At 70.6% G+C, this 15301-nt stretch carries 15 protein-coding genes; 2 read left to right on the top strand and 13 right to left on the bottom strand.

Annotated elements, in window-relative coordinates:
- Nucleotides 1-7: 7 nt before the first annotated feature.
- Complete coding sequence (mnmA, locus tag QQS16_RS28395; RefSeq protein ID WP_286064863.1) at nt 8-1138, bottom strand: tRNA 2-thiouridine(34) synthase MnmA; 1131 nt, start codon at nt 1136-1138, stop codon at nt 8-10.
- Nucleotides 1139-1198: 60 nt separating this feature from the next.
- Between mnmA and QQS16_RS28390 the strand changes: the two genes are divergently transcribed.
- Nucleotides 1199-1900, top strand: a complete 702-nt coding sequence (locus QQS16_RS28390) for an N-acetylmuramoyl-L-alanine amidase (RefSeq protein ID WP_286064862.1) — start codon at nt 1199-1201, stop codon at nt 1898-1900.
- A 51-nt stretch (nt 1901-1951) separates the two neighbouring features.
- Here the strand turns inward: QQS16_RS28390 and QQS16_RS28385 are convergent, their stop codons facing one another.
- The 3 genes from QQS16_RS28385 to QQS16_RS28375 all read right to left on the bottom strand — a co-directional run bounded on the left by QQS16_RS28385 (nt 1952) and on the right by QQS16_RS28375 (nt 3714).
- Nucleotides 1952-3115: a cysteine desulfurase family protein gene (locus QQS16_RS28385; RefSeq protein ID WP_286064861.1), complete on the bottom strand. Its 1164-nt coding sequence runs from the start codon at nt 3113-3115 to the stop codon at nt 1952-1954.
- A 76-nt stretch (nt 3116-3191) separates the two neighbouring features.
- A complete protein-coding gene (locus tag QQS16_RS28380; protein WP_286064860.1) occupies nt 3192-3461 on the bottom strand; it encodes a DUF4190 domain-containing protein in 270 nt (89 codons plus the stop codon).
- Nucleotides 3462-3555: 94 nt separating this feature from the next.
- Nucleotides 3556-3714 (bottom strand): hypothetical protein, encoded by a 159-nt coding sequence (locus QQS16_RS28375; protein ID WP_286064859.1) that lies wholly within the window; start codon nt 3712-3714, stop codon nt 3556-3558.
- A 119-nt stretch (nt 3715-3833) separates the two neighbouring features.
- Between QQS16_RS28375 and QQS16_RS28370 the strand changes: the two genes are divergently transcribed.
- Nucleotides 3834-4460, top strand: a complete 627-nt coding sequence (locus QQS16_RS28370; protein ID WP_286064858.1) for a TetR family transcriptional regulator — start codon at nt 3834-3836, stop codon at nt 4458-4460.
- 354 nt (nt 4461-4814) lie between these two features.
- On the opposite strand, the gene QQS16_RS28365 is transcribed toward QQS16_RS28370, so the two are convergent.
- The 9 genes from QQS16_RS28365 to QQS16_RS28325 form a co-directional block, all read right to left on the bottom strand.
- On the bottom strand, nt 4815-5663 hold the full coding sequence (locus tag QQS16_RS28365; RefSeq protein WP_286064857.1) for a thioesterase family protein: 849 nt from the start codon (nt 5661-5663) through the stop codon (nt 4815-4817).
- 70 nt (nt 5664-5733) lie between these two features.
- A complete protein-coding gene (locus QQS16_RS28360) occupies nt 5734-6393 on the bottom strand; it encodes a trimeric intracellular cation channel family protein (protein WP_286064856.1) in 660 nt (219 codons plus the stop codon).
- 74 nt (nt 6394-6467) lie between these two features.
- The gene (locus tag QQS16_RS28355) at nt 6468-7856 is read right to left on the bottom strand and encodes an ABC transporter ATP-binding protein (protein WP_502963854.1); all 1389 of its coding nucleotides are present in this window, start codon (nt 7854-7856) and stop codon (nt 6468-6470) included.
- On the bottom strand, nt 7853-8950 hold the full coding sequence (locus QQS16_RS28350) for an ABC transporter ATP-binding protein (protein WP_286064855.1): 1098 nt from the start codon (nt 8948-8950) through the stop codon (nt 7853-7855). Before QQS16_RS28350 ends, QQS16_RS28355 begins: the two co-directional genes overlap by 4 nt.
- The gene (locus tag QQS16_RS28345; RefSeq protein ID WP_286064854.1) at nt 8947-9945 is read right to left on the bottom strand and encodes an ABC transporter permease; all 999 of its coding nucleotides are present in this window, start codon (nt 9943-9945) and stop codon (nt 8947-8949) included. The genes QQS16_RS28350 and QQS16_RS28345 overlap by 4 nt, the downstream gene beginning before the upstream one ends.
- Nucleotides 9946-10086: 141 nt before the next feature.
- Complete coding sequence (locus QQS16_RS28340) at nt 10087-11886, bottom strand: ABC transporter substrate-binding protein (protein WP_286064853.1); 1800 nt, start codon at nt 11884-11886, stop codon at nt 10087-10089.
- A 103-nt stretch (nt 11887-11989) separates the two neighbouring features.
- Complete coding sequence (locus QQS16_RS28335; protein WP_286064852.1) at nt 11990-12997, bottom strand: ABC transporter permease; 1008 nt, start codon at nt 12995-12997, stop codon at nt 11990-11992.
- A 306-nt stretch (nt 12998-13303) separates the two neighbouring features.
- On the bottom strand, nt 13304-14098 hold the full coding sequence (locus tag QQS16_RS28330) for an enhanced serine sensitivity protein SseB C-terminal domain-containing protein (RefSeq protein WP_286064851.1): 795 nt from the start codon (nt 14096-14098) through the stop codon (nt 13304-13306).
- Nucleotides 14099-14429: 331 nt separating this feature from the next.
- Nucleotides 14430-15230: an enhanced serine sensitivity protein SseB gene (locus QQS16_RS28325; RefSeq protein ID WP_286064850.1), complete on the bottom strand. Its 801-nt coding sequence runs from the start codon at nt 15228-15230 to the stop codon at nt 14430-14432.
- Nucleotides 15231-15301: the final 71 nt, after the last annotated feature.

Genomic DNA, 15301 nt, shown 5'->3' with positions numbered 1-15301 from the left:
CGTCGGTTCAGGAGACGGGGGCCGTCGCGCGCGTGGTGGAGGCGATCGTCGCCGAGCCGACCACGCGCGTGCCGTCGTAGAGGACGATCGCCTGGCCGGGCGCCACGCCGCGGACCGGCTCGGTGAACGTCACCTCCAGGGTGCCGTCGACGAGTTCGGCGGTGACGGCCGTCTCGCCGCCGTGGGCGCGGAGCTGGGCCGTGTAGGTGCCGGGGCCGGACGGGGCGGCTCCGCACCAGCGCGGCTTGAGGGCCGTCAGCCCCGTCACGTCGAGGGCGGCGGCCGGGCCCACCGTGACCCTGTTGTCCACCGGCGAGATGTCGAGGACGTAGCGCGGCTTGCCGTCGGGGGCCGGGGTGCCGATCCGCAGGCCCTTGCGCTGGCCGATGGTGAAGCCGTACGCGCCCTCGTGCGTCCCGAGCCTGGCTCCCGACTCGTCGACGATGTCGCCCTCCGCCCTGCCGAGGCGGGCGGCGAGGAAGCCCTGGGTGTCGCCGTCGGCGATGAAGCAGATGTCGTGCGAGTCGGGCTTCTTGGCGACGGCGAGGCCGCGGCGCTCGGCCTCCGCGCGGATCTCGTCCTTGGTGGTGACCGTGTCGCCGAGCGGGAACATCGCGTGGGCGAGCTGCCGGTCGTCCAGGACCCCGAGGACGTACGACTGGTCCTTCGCCATGTCGGAGGCGCGGTGCAGCTCGCGGGTGCCGTCGTCCCGCACGATCACCTGGGCGTAGTGGCCGGTGCAGACCGCGTCGAAGCCGAGGGCGAGCGCCTTGTCGAGCAGGGCGGCGAACTTGATCTTCTCGTTGCACCGCAGGCAGGGGTTCGGGGTGCGGCCGGCCTCGTACTCGGCGACGAAGTCCTCGACGACGTCCTCGCGGAAGCGGTCGGCGAGGTCCCACACGTAGAACGGGATGCCGATGACGTCGGCGGCGCGGCGGGCGTCGCGGGAGTCCTCGATGGTGCAGCAGCCACGCGCGCCCGTGCGGAACGACTGCGGGTTCGCCGAGAGGGCGAGGTGGACGCCGGTCACGTCGTGCCCCGCCTCGGCCGCGCGGGCGGCGGCGACGGCGGAGTCGACTCCGCCCGACATGGCGGCGAGGACACGAAGAGGACGGGTGGGCTGCGTGGTGTCAGTCATAACCCTTCAAGAGTAAGGGGGCTCGGGAACCGGAGCCCACGAGTATCCGTTCACGGTCACATGGGCGCGACGCGAGCAGGCAAGAACAAGGCCGGTACGGACACGGACCGGCGCATCGGCCGGCGTGCCCTGCTGATCGGGGGCACGGCGGCCGCGGCGGGCACGGCCGTGCTGGCCCGTGACGAGCTGGCGCGGCTGTGGTGGCGCGCGCCCGGCGTGGAGAAGCCGCGCGAGGAGGGGGCGGTCGACTACACCGGCGCGCGCTGGGTGGCCGCGTCCGACGCGAACTGGCGGCGCGCGGACCGGCCGGACGACTTCGGGATAGACATGGTGATCGTCCATGTCACCCAGGGCAGCTTCGACAGCGCGGTGAAGGTGTTCCAGGACCCGGGGCACGGCGCGGCCGCGCACTACATCGTCGGCAAGGACGGTCACGTCGCGCAGATGATCCGGGAGCTGGACGTGGCGTACCACGCGGGCAACCGCGACTACAACGAACGCAGTGTCGGTATCGAGCACGAGGGCTTCGTGGACCGTCCGCAGGACTTCACGGACGCCATGTACGCGTCGTCGGCCCGCCTCGCGGCCCGGATATGCGCGCGCTACGACATTCCGGTCGACCGCGAGCACATCATCGGCCATGTGGAGGTGCCCGGGACGGACCACACCGACCCGGGCCCGCACTGGGACTGGGACCGGTACCTGCGGCTGGTGCGGGAGGCGCGGACCGCCCCGACCCCGCGCCGGACCGCCCCGGCGTAGCGCGACCGTCCCGGCGTAGCGCGAACCGCCCGGCGTGGCGCCGGCGCGCCGCTATGTCAGGCCCGCCGCCCGCGCCCGTTCCACCGCCGGTCCGATCGCCTTGGCGACCGCCTCGACATCGGCCTCGGTGGAGGTGTGGCCGAGGGAGAAGCGCAGGGTGCCGCGGGCCAGGTCGGGGTCGGTGCCGGTGGCGAGCAGGACATGGCTGGGTTGGGCGACGCCCGCGGTGCAGGCGGAACCGGTGGAGCACTCGATGCCCTGGGCGTCCAGGAGGAGCAGCAGGGAGTCGCCCTCGCAGCCCGGGAAGGTGAAGTGGGCGTTGGCCGGGAGGCGGTTCTCGGGGTCGCCGCCCAGGATCGCGTCCGGGACCGCCGTACGGACCGCCTCGACCAGGCTGTCGCGCAGGGCGCCGATCTCGCGGGCGAACCACGCGCGCTGCTCGGCGGCGAGCCGGCCGGCCACCGCGAAGGACGCGACGGCGGGCACGTCGAGGGTGCCGGAGCGGACGTGCCGCTCCTGACCACCGCCGTGCAGGACGGGTACGGGGGTGTGCTCGCGGCCCAGGACCAGGGCGCCGATGCCGTACGGGCCGCCGATCTTGTGGCCGGAGACCGTCATCGCGGCGAGGCCGGAGCCGGCGAAGTCGACGGGGACCTGGCCGACGGCCTGGACGGCGTCGGCGTGCAGGGGGATGCCGAACTCGGCAGCCGTGGCGGCGAGTTCGCGGATCGGCAGCACCGTGCCGATCTCGTTGTTCGCCCACATGACGGTGACGAGGGCCACGTCGTCGGGATCGCGGGCGATGGCGTCGCGCAGCGCGTCGGGATGGACTCGGCCGTGCCGGTCGACCGGGAGGTACTCGATCGTGGCGCCCTCGTGTTCGCCGAGCCAGTGGACGGCGTCCAGGACGGCGTGGTGCTCGACGGGGCTGGCGAGGACCCGGGTGCGGGCCGGGTCGGTGTCGCGGCGGGACCAGTACAGGCCCTTGACGGCGAGGTTGTCCGCCTCGGTGCCGCCGGAGGTGAAGACGATCTCGCTGGGGCGGGCGCCGAGCGCCTCCGCGAGGGTCTCCCGGGCCTCCTCGACGGTGCGCCGCGCGCGGCGGCCGGACGCGTGGAGGGAGGAGGCGTTGCCGGTGATGCCCAGGTGCGCGGTGAGTGCCTCGACTGCCTCGGGGAGCATCGGGGTGGTCGCGGCGTGGTCGAGGTATGCCATGGTGGCCCCGATTCTACGGGGCCCCGGTGCGCGGCCTCGGGGCACGGTCGGCCTCGGCGGTGAACGGCGGCACCGCTCAGAAGCTCCAGGACACGGTGTTGTCCAGCTGCATGAAGGTCACCAGGACCACGAGGTCGGCGACGCCCAGGCCCAGGCCCAGGTACGCGCGGCCCCTGCGGGTGGTGCCGCGCCAGAGGGCCGCTCCCGCCAGGGCGATGGCGATCGGGCCGAGGAGGACGTTGAGGACCAGCAGACCGAGGAGGCCGAGGACGAAGGACGCGACAGCCATGCCGTCGGCGTCGCGGAAGCCGGTGCGGCGCGTGGTGGCCGGTGCGGTGAGGTGCATGACGGGTCAGCTCCTTGAGGTCGGGTCGGCCGGATCGGGGGCCGGGTCAGTGCGTCCACGGGCGGGGCAGTGCGCGGACGTGCGGGGTCGGCGATCAGTGCGCGGACGGGCCACGCCGGCGCTCGCGGACCGCGAAGACGCCGAGCCAGGCGGCGATGACGACGGCGGCGACCAGGGTGAAGCTCAACGGCGCGTGGGCGACGGTGCCCATGACCACGCCGAGCAGCAGGAGTGCGGCGACCAGGAACAGCATGGCGGTATCCCCTCCGTGACGTTTCGGTGAACGCTTGTAGTTACAGTTGTTCACTGACTTCCCAGTCTAGCGTGCCTCATGACTTTCCAATTCCGGAGAACAGTTGTTAACTGCATGGCATGAGTCACACGCTCGGCATCCGGCAGGCCCAGAAACAGAAGACCCGGCAGGCGCTCCTGGACGCCGCGCTCGCTCTGCTGGAGGACCAGAGCCTGAGCAGTCTTGGCCTGCGCGAGGTCACCCGCGCCGTCGGCGTCGCCCCGACCGCCTTCTACCGGCACTTCCGCTCCACCGCGGATCTCGGCGTGGCCCTGGTCGAGGAGGCGCTGGGCAGCCTGCATCCGATGGTCCGGACGACGGTGTCCACGGACGGCGACGGTGACCAGCGCATCAGGCGCGCCATCGAGTTGATCGCCGGCCACGTGGACGCGTACCCCGCGCACGTCCGCTTCATCGCCCGGGAGCGGCACGGCGGAGTCCAGCCCGTGCGGGAGGCGATACACGACCAACTGGCCCGCTTCGGCCGGGAGGTGCGGGACGAGCTGGCCAAGGACCCGGAGTCCGCCGGCTGGAACGACGACGATCTCCTGATGCTCGCCACTCTCTACGTCGACCAGATGCTGAGCACCGCCTCGCTGTTCCTGGAGACGCTGGAGGCCCCGGAGGAGGAGCGCGAGCGCGTCACGCGGGTGGCGGAACGCCGGCTGCGGCTCATCGGCATCGGCCGCCGGCACTGGCTGGACTGACCGGCGCGAAACACCCCGGAGCGGAAGCCACCCGGCGCGGAAAGCGCCGCCGCGGGACGCCCGGAGCGGGGACATCGGCGCGGGACGACCCGGCGCGGAAGCCACCAGCGCGGAGAGCACTGGGGCGGGACGCCCGGAGCGGAAGCCACCGCGCGGGACGCCCGGGAGCGGGGAACACCGGCGCGCAAGGCGCGGGAACGACGCAGGCGTACACGACGACACGAGCGGGACGCCCGAGAACCGGGCGGCGCGGTGCTGCCCACCACCCGGTGCCTCCTGGACGCCCCCGCCCCGCCGGCCCCGAAAGGGCCGACGTCTACCGCGGGCCGGCGGCCCGCCCGGGGCGGAAGCCCCTCACAGCCTGACCCGGGCCAGCTGCCGCGACTGCGCGACCAGCCGGTCCGCGCTGTCCCACACCTCGGCGTCCTCCTCCAGGAAGCCGCCGGCCAGGTTGCGCGTGGTGATCGACACCCGCAGCGGGCCCGGCGCCGGGCGGGCACGGACGTGGACCGTCAGCTCGACCGTGGGCACCCAGCCGGACAGGCCGATCTCGAAGGCGGTCGGCGGCAGCGCGTCGACCGCCAGCAGCAGCGCGAGGGGATCGGCGTCACGGCCGTCGGCGAGCCCGAACCAGGCCCGCATCTCCCCCTTGCCGGACGGCGCCCCGAGCGCCCAGCCCAGGGTGGACGGGTCGACCTTGAGCAGCAGCCGTTCGGTGATGGCGGAACCGCCCTCCACGGGCGCGGGACCGTCCTCCGCGCCGAAGCACTGCTCCAGGGGCGGGAGCGCGGGCGGCCGGGCCGTCGTGCGGACGTCGTCGGGGAGGGCGTCCAGGTCGCCGTAGGACGCGAGCACGCGGATGCGTTCCACCTCGCGGCCCTCGTCGTCGTACTGGAAGAGCGATGCCTGGCCGGTCGACAGGGTGCGGCCGGTGCGGACGACGCCCGTGCGCACCACCGCCGGGCCCGGCCGGGACGCGGTCAGGTAGTGCGCCGAGATGGTGAACGGGTCGGCGTGCGGCAGGGCATGGGCGAGGGCGCGGCCCAGGACGGCCAGCAGATAGCCGCCGTTGACGGCGCCCAGGATCGTCCAGCCGGCGGAGAGGTCGATGTCGTAGACCCCGGGTTCGCGGCGGATCAGCGCGGTGTCCCGGTCGAACTCGCTGTCGCCGATGACGGCGCGCGCGGTAGCTGCTTCTGGCATGCCTGCACGGTACAACAGGCAATTACTAAGCGGTAGCTTTCATCGTTACGGGCGGATGACGGCCTCCGCGTCACCGCTCCTCCCGCACCGTCGACCGCCGGTTCCACGCGCGCGGCGCCCGCCAGTGGAACCGCATCGCGAGCAGCCGCAGCACGAAGGCGGTGACGACCGCGAGCGCGCTGGTGAGCGGGGTGAGGGCGTCGTAGCGGAGGCACAGCGCGACCATCGTGGCGCCGACGATCGCCGGGACCGCGTACAGGTCGCGGTCCCAGCGCAGCAGCGAGGGCACCTCGTTGGCGAGGACGTCCCGCAGCACGCCGCCGCCGACCGCGGTGGCCAGGCCCAGGGCCGCCGACGGGGTGAGGCCGAGCCCGTACTCGTACGCCTTCGTGGTGCCGGCGACGCAGAACAGGCCGAGGCCGGCCGCGTCGAAGACGTTCACCGCGACCTGGATGCGCTCCACCTGCGGATGCAGGAAGAAGACGAGGAGGGCGGCGAGCAGCGGGGTGACGAAGTAGCCGAGGTCCGTGAAGGCGGCGGGCGGCACGGCCCCGATGATCAGGTCGCGCAGCAGTCCTCCGCCCAGCGCGGTGACCTCGGCGAGGACGGCGATGCCGAAGACGTCGAAGTTCTTGCGGACGGCCAGCAGCGCGCCGGAGATGGCGAACACGAAGATGCCCACGAGGTCGAGCGTGTGCTGGACGGAAGGGGTGAACAGTTGCAGGAGCACTCGAACATTCTCACCCGACAGCGAGCCCCCGCCTTGCAAACGAAGGCGGGGGCTCGCTGTTCAGCCGAGGAGTGTCACTTCTCCTTGGCGGTCTCCGTCGTGTCGGTCCCCGTCTCGGGGGGCCTGGTCGCCCCGGTGTCCGACGGGTGGGGAGCCGTGGCCTCGGCCGACGTCAGGCCGCTCTCCGCCGCCTCGGTCTCCGTCAGGGCCGTCCGGTCCGCGGTCCGGTCCGCGTCGGCCTTCGCGCCGGTGTCCTTGGACGGGCCCGGCGCCGCCACCTCGGCCGCCACCGCGGCCGACGTGGCCGCCGACTCCGCGAGCACCTCGTCGGCCACCAGCTCCGCCGCCTCCTTCGCGGCGGTCAGCAGAACCGTGTCCTGCGGGGCCTGGTCCTCGAAGTTCTCCGGGTGGTGACAGGCGACCTGCTGGCCGGGCCTCAGCTCGAGGAGCGGCGGCTCGGTCGTCTTGCAGATCTGCGTCGCCTTCCAGCACCGGGTGTGGAAGCGGCAGCCGCTCGGCGGGGAGATCGGCGAGGGCACGTCGCCCCTGAGCAGGATGCGCTCGCTCTTGGCGTTCTTGCGCCTCGGGTCGGGGATCGGCACCGCCGACATCAGCGCCTTGGTGTACGGATGCATCGGCGACCTGTACAGCAGGTCCCGGTCGGCGAGCTCCACGATCTTGCCCAGGTACATCACCGCGATGCGGTCCGAGACGTGCCGGACGACCGAGAGGTCGTGCGCGATGATCACGTACGTCAGGCCGAGCTCCTGCTGGAGGTCGTCCAGCAGGTTCACCACCTGCGCCTGGATCGACACGTCCAGCGCGGAGACCGGCTCGTCCGCGACGACCAGCTTCGGGTTGAGCGCGAGCGCGCGGGCGATGCCGATGCGCTGGCGCTGACCGCCGGAGAACTCGTGCGGGTAGCGGTTGTAGTGCTCGGGGTTGAGGCCCACGACCGACAGCAGCCGCTGCACTTCCTTCTTGATGCCGCCCTCGGGCTCGACGCCCTGGAGCTTGAAGGGGGCGCCGACGATCGTGCCGATGGTGTGCCGCGGGTTCAGCGACGAGTACGGGTCCTGGAAGATCATCTGCACGTCGCGGCGCATCGGGCGCATCGCGCCCACCCCGAGGTGTGTGATGTCCTTGCCCTCGAACTCGACCTTGCCGTCGGTCGGTTCGAGCAGCCGGGTGATCAGCCGGCCCATCGTGGACTTGCCGCAGCCGGACTCGCCCACGACGCCGAGCGTCTCGCCGGAGCGGACCTCGAAGTCGATGCCGTCGACCGCGTGCACCGCGCCGACCTGCCGCTGGAGGAGACCCTTCTTGATCGGGAAGTGCTTCTTCAGCCCGGTCACCTTCAGCAGGACCTCGCCGGGGGCGGGGTCCTTCGAGAGGGTGGCGCCCTGCTTCTCAGGAGCCTTGCCCTGCGCGGGAATGGTCACCGCTTTCTCGTCGTCGCTCACAGCTTCGGCGCAATCTCTTCGGTCCAGATACGCTCCCGCTGCTCCGTGCCCAGGTGGCAGGCGGCCCAGTGCCGGCTGCCCACTTCGGCGAGCTCGGGGCGGACGGTGCGGGTGATGTTGTCCTTCGGGAGGTCCGCGTACGGGCAGCGCGGGTTGAAGGCACAGCCGGACGGGATGTTGATCAGCGACGGCGGGGAGCCCTTGACCGGGATCAGGCGCTCCTGCTGCTCGCGGTCCAGACGCGGCATGGAGCCGAGCAGACCCCAGGTGTAGGGGTGGCGGGGCTCGTAGAACACCTTGTCGGCCGGGCCCCGCTCGACGCAGCGGCCGCCGTACATCACCAGGATGTCGTCAGCCAGTTCGGCGACGACGCCCAGGTCGTGGGTGATGACGATGACCGCGGAGCCGAACTCCTTCTGGAGGTCGCGGATCAGGTCGAGGATCTGCGCCTGGACGGTCACGTCCAGGGCGGTCGTCGGCTCGTCCGCGATCAGCAGTTCGGGGTTGTTGACCAGTGACATCGCGATCATCGCGCGCTGACGCATACCGCCGGAGAACTCGTGCGGGTAGCTGTCGACCCGCTTGTCCGGCTGCGGGATGCCCACCCGGTCGAGCATGTCGACCGCACGGCGCTTGGCGGTCTTCTTGTCCACGTCGTGGTGGATCCGGTACGCCTCCACGATCTGCTGGCCGATCGTGTAGTACGGGTGCAGCGCCGACAGCGGATCCTGGAAGATCATCGCCATCTCACGGCCGCGCAGCCTGCGCACGTAGTCCGGGTCGGCGGACAGCAGTTCGGTGCCGTCCAGCCAGATCTCGCCGGAGATCTGCGCCTTGCGCTTGCCGTACTGGCCGGCGGTGTGCAGGCCCATGATGCCGAGCGAGGTCACCGACTTGCCCGAGCCGGACTCGCCCACGATGCCGAGGGTCTTGCCCTTCTCCAGCTGGAAGCTGAGCCCGTCGACGGACTTGACCAGCCCGTCGTCGGTGGGGAAGTGCACCTTCAGGTCGCGCACTTCCAGGAAGGAGGTCGGGGCGGGCGAGGTGCCGGTGGGCTCGCCCACGGCCGCTCCGCTCTTGCTGAGTTCGGTCATGTGAGCCTCACTCGGGGGTCGATCACGGCGTACAGGATGTCCACCACGAGGTTGGCGACGAGCACCGCGAGGGATGTGATCAGGGTGACGCCCACGATGATGGGCAGGTCCTGATTGCGGATGGCGTCCAGTACGGCCCGGCCGAGGCCGGGCAGGTTGAACGTGGACTCGGTCAGGATGGCGCCGCCGATGAGGGCGCCGAGGTCCATGCCGAGCATGGTCAGGATAGGCGTCATCGTCGAGCGCATGGCGTGCTTGCCGATGACGGTCTGCTCCTTGAGACCCTTGGCGCGAGCCGTGCGGATGTAGTCCTCGCCCAGGATCTCCATCATGGTGGCGCGGGTGATCCGGGCGTACATCGCCGCGTAGAGGAACGCCAGGGTGATCCAGGGCAGGATCATGCCGCCGAACCAGCCGCCGAAGCTGTCCTCCAGGGGCACGTACTGCGCGTCGATCCATTTCAGCCCGAAGGCGAAGATCGCCAGGCTGAGCATGCCGGTGAAGTAGATGGGGAGGGAGACACCCGCGAGCGCGACGACCATCGCGCCGCGGTCCCACAGGGTGCCCCGCTTGAGCGCGGAGAGCACACCGGCCGCGATGCCGAAGATCAGCCACAGCACGGCGGCGCCGAGCGCCAGTCCCAGGGTCACCGGGAAGCGGTCGGTCAGCACCGGCCAGACAGCCTGCTCGCTGCGGAAGGAGTAGCCGAAGCAGGGTGCGGAGCAGTGGATGGTGTCGCCGCCGCCCGTGTAGGTACGGCCCGCGAAGACGCCCTTGAAGAACTCCCAGACCTGGGCGTAGATCGGATCGCCCAGTCCGAGCTTCTCGCGCACGCCCTCGACGGCGGCAGGGTCGGCCTGCTTGCCCACGAAGCTCAAGGCGATGTCGACTCCCGCCCACTTCGGGACGAGGAAGAAGATGCCGAAGACCACCATGATGATGACCACGAGCATCACTGCGGCGGCGAACAACCGCCTGATGAGGTAAGCGAGCACAGCTCTCGGCCCGCCGCGGACCGCGGGCCACCTACGGTCTCCCCCACCGTCTTATGGACGTGGGAGGTTCCCCAGGTGGCCCGCGATCACGCCGCGCCGGCCTTCACCTGCCTTTCGTGCCGTTCGGCGGGTGTGCCGGGTTTACTTCTTCGGGTTCTTCAGGCCGAGGTTGACGAAGTCGTACTGACCGCTGTAGCCGTCGGTCGTGTAGACGTTCGCCAGGTTGCTCGAGCGCCAGTTGATGAACTTCTCGAAGACGAAGGGCAGGTAGTACGCGCCCTCCATGACCTTGTGGTTGATCTCCGTGGCGATCTTCGCCTTGCCGGCGTCGTCCAGCGTCGTGACGTACGAGTTGAACAGGCCGTCGATCGTCTTGTCCTTGATGAGCGCGTAGTTGTTGTTACCGCTCTCCTGGATGTACTTGCTGCTCCACAGCGGCAGACCGTAGCCCTGGACGGACGGGAAGTCCGGACCCCAGCCCATGATGATGATGCCGTAGCCCTTCTTCTTCACGTTCGAGGGGCTGCCGATGATGCCGGCGGTCTGCGAGCCGTCGTACTGGTCGATCTCGGCCGTGATGCCGATCTTCTTCAGCGAGGCCTGGAGGGACTGGGCCGTGGCCACCTCGACCGGCTTGTTGTTGCGGACCGCGATGGTGGTCTTGAAGCCGTTCGGCTTGCCGCAGGCCTTCAGGGCCGCCTTGGCCTCGGCCACGTTGCCGTTCTTGTTGGCACCGGCGAGCTTGTACGGGTCGTACTTCTGGCCCTCGGAACCCGGGACGGACGGCGGCAGCATGTTCGTGCCGATGTCGCCACCGGCGATCGGGCCACCGCGAGCGGTCTGCAGCGACACGTGGTCGGCGCCCAGGATGACGGCCTTGCGGCACTCGATGTTCTCGAACGGCGCGACGCTCTGCGGGAAGACCGCGTAGCGGACGTAACCGGAGACCGGGTTGTCCAGGTTGCCCTTGTGCTGCTTCAGGGCGGTGGTGCGGCCCTGCGGTGACATGCCGGTCTGGTTCAGGTCCAGGTCCAGGTCACCGTTGAGCAGGCGCTGGTCCAGCTGGTTGGCGTCCGAGAAGAACTGGACGGTGATCTTGTCCGGGTAGGCCTTGCGGACCGGGTCCGAGGCCTGCTTCCACTCGGTGTTGCGGACCAGGGTGAGGTCCTTGCCCGGGCTGTACGACTGGAACTTGTACGGGCCGGAGGAGAACGGGTGCAGCTGGTACTTGCCCTTGGTGTCCTTGTCCTGACGGACCGGCGAGGCGGAGACCAGGGCCAGCATCTCCTCGAAGTCCGAGTTGGCCTGCGGCAGCTTGAAGACGATGGTCTTGTCGTCCGGCGTCTCGATGGCCTTCAGACCGAGCTTGTCGGGGGAGGTGTCCTTGTACGGACCCTTGTACTCGCCCTTGGGGTCGAGCACGTCCTTCAGGTACGTCGGACCACCGGACAGCACGTCCTGCGCCCACACACGCTCGATGCCGTACTTGATGTCCTTGGAGGTGATCGGCTTGCCGTCCTCCCACGTGATCCCGTCGCGCAGCGAGTACGTGTAGGTCTTGCCGTCGTCCGAGATCTTGGCGGTCGCGGTGGCGAGGTCCGGGGTGATCTCGGCACCGGCCGCGCCCGGCTCGGTCTTGTTCGTGACGAGCTGGCGGCTGTAGTAGCGGGCGAAGTTCCACATCATGCCGTAGTAACCGCGCGTGGTGTCCCACGAGTCGGCGTCCTGGGCACCACCGAACTTCAGCGTGCCGCCCTTCTTGGCGGCGGATGCCTGGGCGACCTTGTTGTTCGCGGCGTCGAAGCCGGCGGCGCCGGACGCCGAGCCGTTGTCGCCGTCGTCTCCACCGCCGCCGCACGCCGCCGTGGTCAGCAGCGCGGCGACCGCGGCGACAGCGGCAAACGCCTGCTTCCGCCGCCCTGAGGTGCGTTGGGTAGTCACGATCTCGGATCCTCCGGATTGATGAGAGACCCCGTGTGAGTGCCACGGGACGCTTGAGGTGCTGTGGTTCGGCTGAGGTGCTGTGGTTCGGCGGTCCAGCGGTTCAGCGGGAGGCCTTCGGATCCAGCGCGTCCCGGACGCCGTCGCCGAAGAGATTGAAGGCCAGCACGGTGATGAAGATCGCAACGCCCGGCACCACCATGTACATGGGGTCCGACTCGTAGTAGTCGATCGCGCTAGAAAGCATCTGCCCCCACGAGGCCGTGGGCGGCTTGACGCCCACGCCCAGGAAGCTGAGCGCCGCCTCGGTGAGGATGTTGGTGGGGATCATCATCGTCGTGTAGACGACGATCGGGGCGACCAGGTTGGGCAGCAGCTCCTTGAACAGGATGTACAGCCGTCCCGCGCCCAGCGATCGGGCGGCCTCGACGTACTCGCGCTCACGCAGCGAGAGCGTCTGGCCGCGCACCACGCGTCCGATGTAGGGCCAGCCGAAGAAGCCGATGACGACGATCATCACGAGGACACGCACGCTCGACCCGGTCAGGCCCAGCATGTTGTTCGGCATGACGGAGACCAGCGCGATGATGAACAGCAGCTGGGGGAAGGCGAGCAGACCGTCCATCACCCGGCTGATCACGGAGTCGATCCAGCCGCCGAAGAACCCGGCGAGGATGCCCAGCACCGTTCCGAGGATCACGGCGACCACGGCGGACAGGAAGCCGACCAGCAGGGAGATCCGGGCACCGTAGAGGATGCGGGCGAAGATGTCACGGCCGTTGACCGGCTCGACGCCGAGCAGGTGTTCGCCGCTGATGCCGCCCAGGGAGCCCGTGGGCGTACCGAAGAGCGGGTCGATGAGGTTCTCGTGGTACTCGTTCGGGTCCTGTCCCAGAAGCCCGGTGATGACCGGGGCGAGCAACGCGAGCACCACGAGGAAGAGCACCACGACGCCGCCCGTGAGGGCGAGCTTGTCCCGCTTCAGGCGCTCCCAGGCGATCCGGCCCAGGGAACGCCCCTGTACGGCCTTCGCGTCGGCGCTGGCGACCGCCGCTTCCTCTGCCGCACTCGGGGCCGCTTCCGCGGTCGGCTCGTGCAATGGTGCCGTCATCTGGCAGGGACCCCTCTCAACCGGCGGTAGCCGGCCCGCACTTGCCGCTGTGGCGGCATCGATCAGTCCGTCGGCAGGGGCGAAAGCCCCCCTGTTGCCGGAGTCTTCAACGCTTTGGCGATCTGTAGCCAGACTTGGCGGTGAAAGGATGCATAAACGTGATGCAGGTTGGGGGATTCCGTTATCCGGACGGTGGGTAACGTAGGTCGGACGCGCATGAGTTGGACATTGGCGACCATCGCGGATGATTCACCGAGTTCTACGCGCGAAGACGAAGCCGGCCGCCGGAGCCGGGAGATGGTCCGGTCAGTATCCGCCGCGTGCCGGCGGATAGCCGTAACCCGCCGCCGGCCCCTGGGCGGGCGCGGCGTGCGCCTCGCGGTCGTAGAACGGGCGGGCGGCGGCCCGCATCCACAGGGCGACCGGGTCGTACTCGTCGGACATCGCCACGGTCGACACCGGCAGCCCGTCCGGGACCGCGCCGATGGACTGCTGCATCATCGCCCGCACGGAGTCGACGGCCGGCGGGCTGGTGTCGTACACGTCGAGGCCGATCGCGAGATACGGCGCCCCGAGCGCGGGCTGCACCCAGGCGCGGCGCAGGGCGCGGACGGCCGGGGTACGGTGGGCGTTCTGCGTGAGCAGGGCGTAGAACTGCGGGATCTCGATGGCGGGTTCGGAGAGCCGCAGCGGTCCCGCGGGCTGGCGCTCCAGACCGGTGGCGATCCGGCGCAGGTCGAGCCACGGGATGCCGACACCGCCACCGGGGGCGTGCGGGTTGAGCCAGAGCCCGTAGTGCTCGGGGTAGAGGGTGCGGGCCACGTCGAGGCCGTCGACCACTTCGTACGATCTGTTCCAGCCGCTGGCCGACAGCTCCTGGGCGGAGGTGACGCAGGGCGCGTAGCCGTACCCGTCGACCTGCATGTTGCCGTACTGGGCGTCGGGGGAACCGGCCTGGCCGTGCCACAGCAGCATCCAGACCTGGCCCGAGGACGGGGTCGCGAGCGCGCGCAGGAGTGCCTCGTAGGCGTCGTAACGCCCGGGCGTCACCTGGCGCAGCATGTGCTCGACCTGCCCGGTCGCGATGCCGCTGGCGCTCACCTGTACCGCCCCTTCGAGAGTCTGGCCCGCAGTATGGAACCAGCTTAAGTGGAGGCGCCCCCGACACAGCCCATGAGCGCGGGCCTCTCGCCTCCGCCGGGCCGGGTGGCACGGGCCGACGGCGCGGTTCCGCGCGCCCCCTCGGGGGCCTTTCCCGGCGGTGTTCCTAGTGCCGTGGCAGGCAACGTTCGCCCCGTCGCGACGCCCGGCACGCCCTCTCGCCGCACCGGCCGAAAGCCCAAGTACATCCAGTACGAGGGCTTCCGGCCGGCACGCCGAGAGCACGCACCGGACGCCGCTCCTTGACGGGCAAACGTTGCCTGCCGCGGCACTAGTGGTCCCGCGTGTAGAAGGGCCGGACCGTCTCCCTCATCCAGTGGCCCACCGGGTCCTCGGCCACGTCCAGGAGGACCAGGTTGACCGGCCAGGGGCCCGGGGCGCGGGTGAGGGCCCGGGACAGGGCCTCCATCGGGAGCGCCCGTATGTCACCGTCCCACTGGGACAGTTCCACGCCCACGAACATCACCGGGTCGGCCGTCTCGATGGCGGCGAGGCAGCGGCGGGCCGTGCGGACCACGCCGGTCGCGGCGAACTCGGCGGAGGCCGCCGCCAGGAAGTCCACCGGGTCGTCCTGCCAGTCGGGCTCGTACAGCTTGACCCGGCCGCCGCTCGCGGGGCCGTCCAGCGGGGTGCGGCCCGCCCGGCACAGCTCGGCGACGGCCGGCGGCGGGAGCGGGACGCCGACCGTGCCGTCCGGGTTCACGGCGAGGCCGACCTGGGGCGGCAGGCCGCGGGCGAACTCGACGGCGGGGGCGATGGTGTACGCCATGTGCGAGCCGGCGACCTGCCGGAACTGCTCCTCGGAGCTGAACACCGGCACATAGGCCTGGCCCGCGATCTCCAGGGTGGGCAGGTCCAGCGGACCGCTGTGCGGGCCGCCGCCGTTGGGCAGCGGGACCCAGACGAAGCTGCGGCCGAGCACCTCGATGATCCGTCCGCCCGCCCCGGGGATGCCGAGGGCGGCGGAGAGCACCTCCTCCAGCTCGTTGCCGGGCCATCCGCCGTGCGGATGGGGGTGCGCCTGTGCCGGGAAGCCCGGGAAGTCAGCGGGGAGATCCGCCGGGAAGTCCATCTGCCTGCCTACCGCCTGCCGAGTACCGCTTGCTGTGGCTGAAAAGGCTAACCGGTACGGGGGCCACCCTG

The sequence above is a fragment of the Streptomyces sp. ALI-76-A genome (assembly GCF_030287445.1).
Taxonomy (GTDB): domain Bacteria; phylum Actinomycetota; class Actinomycetes; order Streptomycetales; family Streptomycetaceae; genus Streptomyces.
Note: the sequence above shows the minus strand (reverse complement) of the source record. Positions and strands in the feature narration are given on the sequence as shown.

Bases quoted from the DNA above. Each gene is read 5' to 3' on its own strand.
- mnmA (WP_286064863.1), bottom strand. From the start codon at position 1,138: ATGACTGACACCACGCAGCCCACCCGTCCTCTTCGTGTCCTCGCCGCC.
- QQS16_RS28390 (WP_286064862.1), top strand. From the start codon at position 1,199: ATGGGCGCGACGCGAGCAGGCAAGAACAAGGCCGGTACGGACACGGAC.
- QQS16_RS28385 (WP_286064861.1), bottom strand. From the start codon at position 3,115: ATGGCATACCTCGACCACGCCGCGACCACCCCGATGCTCCCCGAGGCA.
- QQS16_RS28380 (WP_286064860.1), bottom strand. From the start codon at position 3,461: ATGCACCTCACCGCACCGGCCACCACGCGCCGCACCGGCTTCCGCGAC.
- QQS16_RS28375 (WP_286064859.1), bottom strand. From the start codon at position 3,714: ATGCTGTTCCTGGTCGCCGCACTCCTGCTGCTCGGCGTGGTCATGGGC.
- QQS16_RS28370 (WP_286064858.1), top strand. From the start codon at position 3,834: ATGAGTCACACGCTCGGCATCCGGCAGGCCCAGAAACAGAAGACCCGG.
- QQS16_RS28365 (WP_286064857.1), bottom strand. From the start codon at position 5,663: ATGCCAGAAGCAGCTACCGCGCGCGCCGTCATCGGCGACAGCGAGTTC.
- QQS16_RS28350 (WP_286064855.1), bottom strand. From the start codon at position 8,950: ATGACCGAACTCAGCAAGAGCGGAGCGGCCGTGGGCGAGCCCACCGGC.
- QQS16_RS28335 (WP_286064852.1), bottom strand. From the start codon at position 12,997: ATGACGGCACCATTGCACGAGCCGACCGCGGAAGCGGCCCCGAGTGCG.
- QQS16_RS28325 (WP_286064850.1), bottom strand. From the start codon at position 15,230: ATGGACTTCCCGGCGGATCTCCCCGCTGACTTCCCGGGCTTCCCGGCA.